The sequence below is a fragment of the Streptomyces calidiresistens genome, from assembly GCF_014141525.1.
Taxonomy (GTDB): Bacteria; Actinomycetota; Actinomycetes; order Streptomycetales; family Streptomycetaceae; genus Streptomyces; species Streptomyces calidiresistens.
In genome coordinates, this window is record NZ_VKHS01001580.1 from 1 (window position 1) to 431 (window position 431).

A 431-nucleotide genomic window follows, 5' to 3' on the forward strand; every position below is an offset into this window, starting at 1 on the left:
GGGCGGGACGACGGCCGGGGATCGCGCCCCCCGATCTTCGGAGGGACTTTCTACCAGTCGACTCCGACAGGTCGGACCGGGGGAGGTGACGCGAATCCCCGGGTCCGGTGCCGGGGCCCGGCTTCGATCGGCTCACCCGCCGGTTGTCGGTGGCCCCCTCTAGGTTTCCCGTGACGAACCGTCCGGTCGCCCCGCCGTCTCCCGGCGGGGGTCGGACGTACCCGGGAACAGGACGAGGGGATGGACCGGATGTACCGACAGGGTGACGTGCTGCTGGTGCCGATCGGGGCGGGCCCCGCCGACGGGGAGCCGCCCGCCGCCGCGGCGGGGCTGCCGGTGCGTCCGCGGGACGGCCGGGGGCGGATGGTCCTCGCGCTGGGCGAGGCGACCGGTCACGCCCACGCGGTGCTGGGGCCGGGGGAGTTGCGGGG

1 protein-coding gene is annotated in these 431 nt (G+C 76.3%); it reads left to right on the forward strand.

Translation table 11 applies throughout. The features are described from left to right. Positions 1–249: 249 nt before the first annotated feature. Positions 250–431: DUF8820 family protein (locus FOE67_RS28355; RefSeq protein WP_498370733.1), on the forward strand; the 182-nt coding region annotated here is incomplete at its 3' end.